The following is a 7766-nucleotide window of genomic DNA, read 5'->3' as shown; positions in this document are numbered from 1 at the left end:
GGTGAGCTGGCGGGCGTCGGGTTCTCCGCCGACGGGAAGACGATGTTCTTCAACATCTACGACCCCGGCATCACCTTCGCCGTCACCGGCCCGTGGAACCGCAGGCACGACTGAGCACCGGTCACGACCGGTGGGGGCCCGTGCCGGGCCCCCACCGGTCGGCACTCCTGGGCCACCTCCTCGACCCCGGTGACGACTGAGCGAGGCAGGTCTCGTTGTGTATCCGGCAGGAGTTCCGTAACGTTGGCAATGTCTCGTGGCCACACACACGAGCTCCAGGTCGAGTGACACGGGTTAGGCAGTAGCTCGGTTGCCCAGCGCCGCAACCAGGAGGTGCCACCGTGCACGAAACCGTTCGCCTGCCGATAGCCACCGTCCGCACCGAGGAACTCGACGGTGCCGCCGTCGTCGAGGTAACCGGTGACGTCGACATGAGCAACGCCGCCGAACTGCGGGCGGCCCTCACCGCGGCCCTGGACAGCGGTCCGGCGGTCGTGGATCTGACGGGGACCACGTTCTTCTGCTCGGCCGGGATCAACGTGCTGGTCAACGCGGCCATCCTGGCCCGGGACCACGAGGTGCGGCTGGCCGTGCAGGCCGCCCACGGCGCCGTGCTCCGGCCGTTGCAGCTCGCCGGCGTGCACGACATGCTGACCATCTGCCCGACCAGGGAGGCAGCGCTCGCGGCCGTGCTCCGCTGAGCCGTTTGCCGGAGTTGCACCACCCGCCGGTACAACCCCAGCACCGGCGGCCGCCCCCGCTTCGCAGGGATCAACACTTCTGAATGAAGCTCGCCCGTTCGACGCACCCGGTCGGGTGATCGTCGGGCACTGGTCGTGGCGGGGAAAAGACGATCGACACGGTGTGACACACTTCGCATCCCCGCAGCGATGTACCCGGCACGGAACAGGGCGGGTGCGGACGCGCGCCGTCGTGGGGTGACCAGTGTTGGGGTGTGGACCGAACTCATGACGCACGTCTTCCTCAGTTACGCGGAAGAGGACTCGCCGGTCGCGCAGCGGCTGGTCAGCGCGTTGGTCCAGGCGGGAGCCACGGTGTTCTGGTGGGAGGCCCCGGAGAACCTGGGCAACCGGTTCATCTTGCGGATCGAGGAGAACATCCGCGCGGCGGACCGTTTTGTCGCGGTCATGTCGCCGGACTACCTGAAATCCACGTGGTGCCGCCGGGAGCGGGAACTCGCCCTCCTGCGTGACGACGACCCGGACAACCAGTTCATCTCGGTGATGTCGGTCCGGGAAGCGCCGTACCGCGCCAGCGGGTTTCTCGGGGCCTACGCGTGGATCCCGCTCGGGTCCGCGCCCGCCGACGAGCAGATCGCCGGCGCCGTGCGGCAGGTGCTGGCCAACGCGGGCTCGACGGCAGGTGGCGGACAGCAGCACGGCATCAGCCTGACCTTCCGCAACCGGGCCGACGAACTGCACCAGGTCATCAGCGCGCTGCAGACCACGGGAGGCAAGGACCTCTGGGTGGTGACGTCCCCGCCCCGCATGGGCAAGTCGTGGTTCCTCGACCAGATCCAGCGCGGCCTGGCCGAGGAGGAACGCCGGGTCCGGCTGGTCGACCTCGCGGTCCACTCGACGGACCTGCGCACGGACCCGCTCGCGCTCGTCGTCCACCTCCTGGACGTCGCCGCGCCGGACGCGGGCACGGCAGCGGACGCGGGCACGGCGCGGAAGATCCCGGACGAGGTGTTGCGGGACATCGCCGCGGAGATCAGCAACAGGCACCAGCAGCAGCTCTTCCTGCTGGACAGCGCGGAACTGCTGGCCCCGGACTGCGCCGGGGTCGTCCGCCAGGCGCTGAGCGAGATCTACTACCAGGTCAAGCGTGCCGGCAACCGCAAGACCCGGCTGAGCCTCATCGTCGGGAGCCGCAACATCGAGAACTGGACCGGCATCGGCCGCGGTCCCGGCAACCGCTTCTGGAAGGTGGAGCTGTCCGAGTTCGGGCCGGACATCGTCGAGGGGGCGATGCGGGAGCTCAACCTCGACATGGGCGCCGCGGAACGCTGGGCGCTGGCGGAGCGGATCCAGCTGATGAGCGAGGGCCTGCCCGCGTTGCTGGTCAAGGCGCTGAAGTGGGGCGAGCGCACCGCGTTCCTGAAGTTCGACGGCCCCGCGGACGAACAGGAACGGGTCTTCGACGGGCTGGCCCGGCCCTACGTCGAGCACGACCTGTTGTCCTCGGACAGCCTGCTGCCGCTGGGCAGCGTCAACCAGGCCGCCGAGAAGGCCGCGATCGAGCGGGCACTGCGGGCCATCGTGCCCTACCGGCTGTTCACCCTGAGCCACCTCGGCTACCACATCGACCAGGACCCCGAACTGCGCAGCGCGCTCGACGATGCGCGCTGGCAGCGTGCGGAGCTCTGGGAAGCGCTGGGCCGAACCGCGCTCGTCCAGCAGTCGTCCCAGGAACTGTGGAACGTCATCTCCCGGCCGATCCGCCGGTTGCTCTACCGCCTGTACTACCCGACGAACGAGGACCGGGCGCGGGCGAACACGACCGCCAGGCAGTTCCACGAACGCTGGGCGGAACGCGACGCGGGCAAGGAACAGAGTGCCGTGCTCATCGAATGCCTGTGGCACGAAGCGGCGCGGATGATGGCCGTGAACGGCGCCGCCGCGCCAGGTCAGCTGCCCGCCGTCGCCGCGGAGATCGCCAACGAGTTCGTGAAGTCGCCGATGTACGAACCGATCGAGGTGAGCAATTACATCGATCGGCGGTTGCGCGAGGACGACGAACTCCAGCGACTGTTGAGTGGGTACGACGAGCTGTTCGAGCAGACCCGCTCGTCGGTGTGCGCCGCACTGCGAGGTGAGACGTGATGCACCACGATCGATCGCTCGGCGGCGCGTACATCCGCAGGCACGAGGAGGACTTCGTCCACGGGCAGATCGACGAGGTCCGGGCCGACGGCACGTCGCGCGCCGTGCTGCTGTACGGACCGGGCGGCGTCGGCAAGACCCGGCTCGTCCGGACGATGGCGAACGCGGCGCGCAGCGGCACACCCGCCGGAGCCGGGGCAGCCGTGCGGTGGGTGCGCCCCATCGACGTCGACGACTCCGAGTACTGGCTGCTGGCGAACCTGGAACGGGACATCGCCGAAAGCCTCGACCCGGAACGCCGTCACTTCGCCCGGTACTTCGACCACATGACGCGGTTCTCCCCGGAGAAACGCAGAAGTGCCTCCATCGAGGAGGTGCTCGGGCACCTCGGCCGCATCCAGAGCAGTTTCGTCGAGTGCTACAGCTCGTTCGTCGCGGCCACGGACGACGTCGTGGTGATCTCGCTGGACACCGTCGAGGCGATCCGCAGCATGTACCTGCTGTTCACCGTCACGCAGTGGATGAAGTCGTTGCCCCGCACGGTGTTCATCCTCGCGGGCAGGCCGCCGGCGGAGAACCAGCGCGACCCCATCCGCGAGCACCTCGGCGACCCGCACCACTCGCTGCCCACGGTCGCGCTGACGATGCGCGGGTTCGAGCACGCCGAGGCGCGGCAGTACCTGGACACGGGCCCGCTCGGCGAAGCGCTGTCGGATGACGAGAAGGACGTCATCATCGACCTGACCGAAGGTCACCCGCTGTGGCTCGCCATGACGGTCGAGTTCCTCCAGCACGCGGACCCGCCGCCGGAGATGACCGACGACGGGGACCCGCTGCCGTTCCGCCGGGAGGGGTTCCGCAGACGGCTCGTGACTCCCTACCGCGGCACCGGCTTCTGGCCGGAGGCCATCAAGCGGCTCGCCGTCGTGCGGCACAGCGTCAACGAGCAGGTGTGGCGGCGGATCATGGCCGACCACACGTTGCCGGACGACCTGAACGGCGACTGGCACGAGGCGTGGCGGCAGCTCCTGCGCACGCCGTGGATCCGGCCGAGGGCCAACAGCCGGTACGTCACCCTGCACGACGCGCTCGCCGAGGAACTCGCCCAGCGCCTCATCCCGTTGCACGACCAGGACGAGCGCTGGCGGCAGTCGCTCTGGCGCGACGCGGCGACGATCTACACCGAACTCGCCGAGCGGCACGAGGCGCGGCTGGCCGAGCAGTTCGACGCGGCGCGGTCGCCGGGCGACGAACCGCCGGGGGATGCCGAGTTCGTCAACGCCGTGGCGCGGCTGGACGCCGAGAAACGCGAGCGCGACCTGCTGCGCACCGCGCAACTGCACTACCGGTTGCTCAGCGACTTCGTCGAGGGCACCGCGTTGTTCGAGGACCTGTACCACCAGGCGGCGGACGACCAGGACGTGCTGTTCCAGGAGCTGGTCTGCCACGAGCTGGAGCGGTTCCTGCCGCACACGGTGTCCCAGCAGCCGCTGGAGGACGTGCTCGGTTCGGTCACCAGGCGGTTCCAGCACTGGCTCGTCCACGAGGAACCCGGCCGGTACCTGGAGATCGGGCTCCTGGTGGCGCGGTTCCTCATCCACAACGACCAGCCGGCGCCCGCGCTCGACCTGCTCGCGATCCTGCCGGACGACGCGGCGACCAGTTTCGAGCTGCGCTACCGGCTCGCGAACGAACTGGGCAACGCGTGCCTGCGCATCCCCGGCGAGGTCCGGCGGGCCAAGGAACACTTCGAGACCGCGTTGTCGGAGACCGTCGCCGCGGACGTGCCGGACCAGCCGCGGCGCTACGCCCAGGCACTCAAGGAACTCGGGTTCTACTACCGGAACCTGGGCCAGTGGGAGGACGCCGACGACGCGTACGACCGGGCCCGTGCGGCCATGTCCGACGTGCTCGGTCCGGGCAGCCCGGCCGAGTACCGCGAGGAGATGGCGTCGATCCAGACCAACTGGGCCTACCTCAAGGCGCTCTACGGCAGCTACGAGGAGGCGCGCAACCTCGTCGAGAGCGCCATCGCCATCCGCGAGCGCATCGACAACCGCGCGGGGATCGGGCTGTCGTTGAGCGTGTCCGGCGAAGTCCACCGCTACGACCGGAAGTTCCAGGCCGCGTGGGACGCCTACGCCAGAGCGGAAACCGTGTTCCAGAGCCTGAAGAACATCCCGCGACTGGGCCTGATCTACCAGGAGCAGGCCATCTGCCTGCACCAGGCGTCCGACGAGGGCATCGTGCTCGTCGACGACCAGACCGGGCGGGCTCAGCTGCTGATCAAGCAGGCGCTGGACGTGTGCCGGGAGCTCGCGGTCCGCTCCTACCCGTCCGCGCTGAACCGGGCGGGCCGCATCTTCAGCCGCGAGGACGCGGACACCGGCCTGCGTTACTTCGAGGAGTCGATCGACGTGGCCGGCCGGATGGGCGACGGCTGGTTCCTGTCCGCCACCCTGATCGAGTTCCTCGAACTCAGCTACACCGCGTGGCGGCTGACGGGCGACGAGGAGTACCGCCGCAGGCTCGACGGCCGCGTGCCGAGCGTGGAGAAGGCGATCGAGGACTACACGTTCGCCGACCTCCCCGCGCGGTGGGACCTCCTCCAGGGGCACCTGATCGTGCACGACGTGCTCGAGGAGCGGCGCGCCGGCGACCTGGACACCGCGATCTCCCATTATTCCCGGGGTTTCCGGCTCCTCACCGACAAGCGCATCGGGTCGCACGGGTCCGTGGCGATCGCGAAGGAGTTCCGGCGCTTCATCGACATCTACAACACGCTGCCGGAACAGGTCAGGAACGGGTGGTACCGGCGGCTCAAGTCGGACTGGTCGCGGCTGAAGCCACAGCGGCACGCGACGTCACTCCTCGCCAGGCTCGAGGAGCTCTACTAGACCGTGCTCGGTCCTCATGAGAGGCTTCGGCCCATGGATGCAACCCGGCCCCGGGTAGCTGCTTTGTCCACTTCGGACGTGCCACACCGGATCGACCTCGTGGTGCACGACTGTGAGGACTGTGCCTGCGCGGTCAGTTCGACGGTCGTGGCGCGGGACCGGACGACGGCGCTGCCGGACGGGCCGCTCGTGCAGGCCCCGAACGTCGTCGAAACGGTCCTCGACGAACACCACTCGGTGTTCTTCAGCCCGTTCGGCAACGGCGGCGCGGTGGTGCTGAACACCGCGGCGGCCGAGGTGTTCCGGGCGTTCGCGACCCCGGTGTCCACAGCGGACGTGCGCATCGGCGTGGCCGAGGCCGACCTCGAACCGGTCGTCCGGCGACTCGTCGAACAGGACCTGGTCCACCCGGTGGGCCGCGCTCCGCGCCCCCGGTACGCCGAGAGCAGCCAGCTGACCGCGTGGTTGCACGTCACCAACGCGTGCAACCTCCGGTGCCCGTACTGCTACGTGCACAAGACGGACGACGCGATGGAGGAGGAGACCGCAAGGCGCAGCGTCGACGCGCTGGTGCGGTCCGCGGTGGACCACGGCTTCCGGTCGTTGCGGCTGAAGTACGCCGGCGGCGAGGCCAGCATGAACCCGGCGGTGGTGCTCGCCCTGCACGACCACGCGGTCGCGTGCTGCGCGGCCGCCGGTCTCGGTCTCGACGCGGTCCTGCTGTCGAACGGGGTGGCCATCCCGGCCGCGTTCGCCGACGGGCTGAAGGCCCGCGGCATCCGCGTGATGGTGTCCCTCGACGGCATCGGCGCCGCGCACGACGCGCAGCGCCCGAACCTGGCGGGCAGGCCGACGTCGGCGATGGTGCAGCGCACCGTCGAGCGGTTGATCGAGATGGGCCTGCCGCCGCACATCTCCGTCACGATCACCAGTCGCAACACGGAGGCCGTCGCCGACGTCGTCCGGTACGCACTCGAACGCGACCTGACGTTCAGCTTCAACTTCTTCCGGGACAACGAGTGCTCGACGAGCCACGCGGACCTGAAGTACGAACAGGACGCCATGATCGACGGCATGCGGTCCGCGTTCGCGGCGATCGAGGAGCGCCTGCCGCCGTGGAGCGTGCTCGGCACGGTGCTCGACCGCGGCCAGCTCGTGGAGCCGAGGCAGCGGCCGTGCGGCGCGGGCCACGACTACGTCGTCATCGACCAGCGGGGCGGCATCGCCCAGTGCCACATGGACCTCGGCGCGTCCGTGGGCCACGTCGACACCCACGACCCGGTCGCGGCGGTCCGCGACGAGCGGGCGCCGCTGCGCAACCTCCTGGTCGACGAGAAGCAGGGGTGCCGGGACTGCGAGTGGCGGCAGTGGTGCACCGGCGGCTGCCCGCTCGCCACCTTCCGCGCCACCGGCCGGTTCGACGTGCGGTCCCCGAACTGCGGGATCTACCAGACGATCTACCCCGAGGCGCTGCGGCTGGAAGGCCTGCGCCTGCTGAAGTACGCGGTCGCCGGGCAGGAACGGGCGGAGTCATGACGGAATCCACTGTGGACACCCAGGAGGAGACGTTCGCCGTCGGCCTCGCCCGCGGTTCGTTCGAATGGTACAAGTCGCACGCCATCCGGACCCGCCGGTCGTACAAGCTCAACGAGACCGCCCTCATCGTCGTCTCCGGTGCGATCCCGCTGTCCGTCGCACTCGCCCCGGGGACGACGGCGATCCCGGCCGTCCTCGGGTTCGCGGTGGTCGTGCTGTCCGGGCTGCGGACGGTCTTCCACTGGCAGGAGAACTACCTGCGGTACTCCGCGGCCAGGGAGGCCGTGGACGCGGAACGCAGGCGCTACCGGATCGGCGCGGCGCCGTACGACGACCCGGCCACCCGCGACACGGTGCTGGTGGCCGCGGTGACGAGGATCGAGCAGGACGAGATGAACGGCTGGATCCAGATCGCCACCGAACGCCCGAAGGCCTGACCTCACGTCACCTGGGTTCCGCCCGGCGGCGAGGATGAGATCGGGGAACC

5 protein-coding genes are annotated in these 7766 nt (G+C 69.6%); all 5 read left to right on the top strand.

What is annotated here, in order from left to right; translation table 11 throughout:
- Positions 1 to 341 precede the first annotated feature (341 nt).
- The 5 genes from ACYQ77_RS41220 (at position 342) to ACYQ77_RS41200 (ending at position 7716) form a co-directional block, all read left to right on the top strand.
- Positions 342 to 701 carry an STAS domain-containing protein gene (locus tag ACYQ77_RS41220; protein ID WP_459722385.1) on the top strand — a complete coding sequence of 120 codons (360 nt, stop codon included), beginning with the start codon at positions 342 to 344 and terminating at the stop codon, positions 699 to 701.
- Between the two features lie 267 nt (positions 702 to 968).
- Positions 969 to 2846, top strand: a complete 1878-nt coding sequence (locus tag ACYQ77_RS41215) for a toll/interleukin-1 receptor domain-containing protein (protein ID WP_459722382.1) — start codon at positions 969 to 971, stop codon at positions 2844 to 2846.
- Positions 2846 to 5743: an AAA family ATPase gene (locus tag ACYQ77_RS41210; RefSeq protein ID WP_459722380.1), complete on the top strand. Its 2898-nt coding sequence runs from the start codon at positions 2846 to 2848 to the stop codon at positions 5741 to 5743. The genes ACYQ77_RS41215 and ACYQ77_RS41210 overlap by 1 nt, the downstream gene beginning before the upstream one ends.
- Before the next feature lie 78 nt (positions 5744 to 5821).
- Positions 5822 to 7279: a radical SAM protein gene (locus ACYQ77_RS41205; RefSeq protein WP_459722377.1), complete on the top strand. Its 1458-nt coding sequence runs from the start codon at positions 5822 to 5824 to the stop codon at positions 7277 to 7279.
- Complete coding sequence (locus tag ACYQ77_RS41200) at positions 7276 to 7716, top strand: DUF4231 domain-containing protein (RefSeq protein WP_459722374.1); 441 nt, start codon at positions 7276 to 7278, stop codon at positions 7714 to 7716. Before ACYQ77_RS41205 ends, ACYQ77_RS41200 begins: the two co-directional genes overlap by 4 nt.
- Positions 7717 to 7766: the final 50 nt, after the last annotated feature.

The organism is Actinophytocola sp. KF-1 (assembly GCF_054661535.1).
The sequence above is the reverse complement of the archived record's forward strand: the minus strand, read 5'-3'. Positions and strand labels throughout refer to the sequence as shown.

Excerpts from the sequence above, each read along its gene's own strand:
- ACYQ77_RS41200 (WP_459722374.1), top strand. The coding sequence starts at position 7,276 with ATGACGGAATCCACTGTGGACACCCAGGAGGAGACGTTCGCCGTCGGC.
- ACYQ77_RS41210 (WP_459722380.1), top strand. The coding sequence starts at position 2,846 with ATGCACCACGATCGATCGCTCGGCGGCGCGTACATCCGCAGGCACGAG.
- ACYQ77_RS41215 (WP_459722382.1), top strand. The coding sequence starts at position 969 with ATGACGCACGTCTTCCTCAGTTACGCGGAAGAGGACTCGCCGGTCGCG.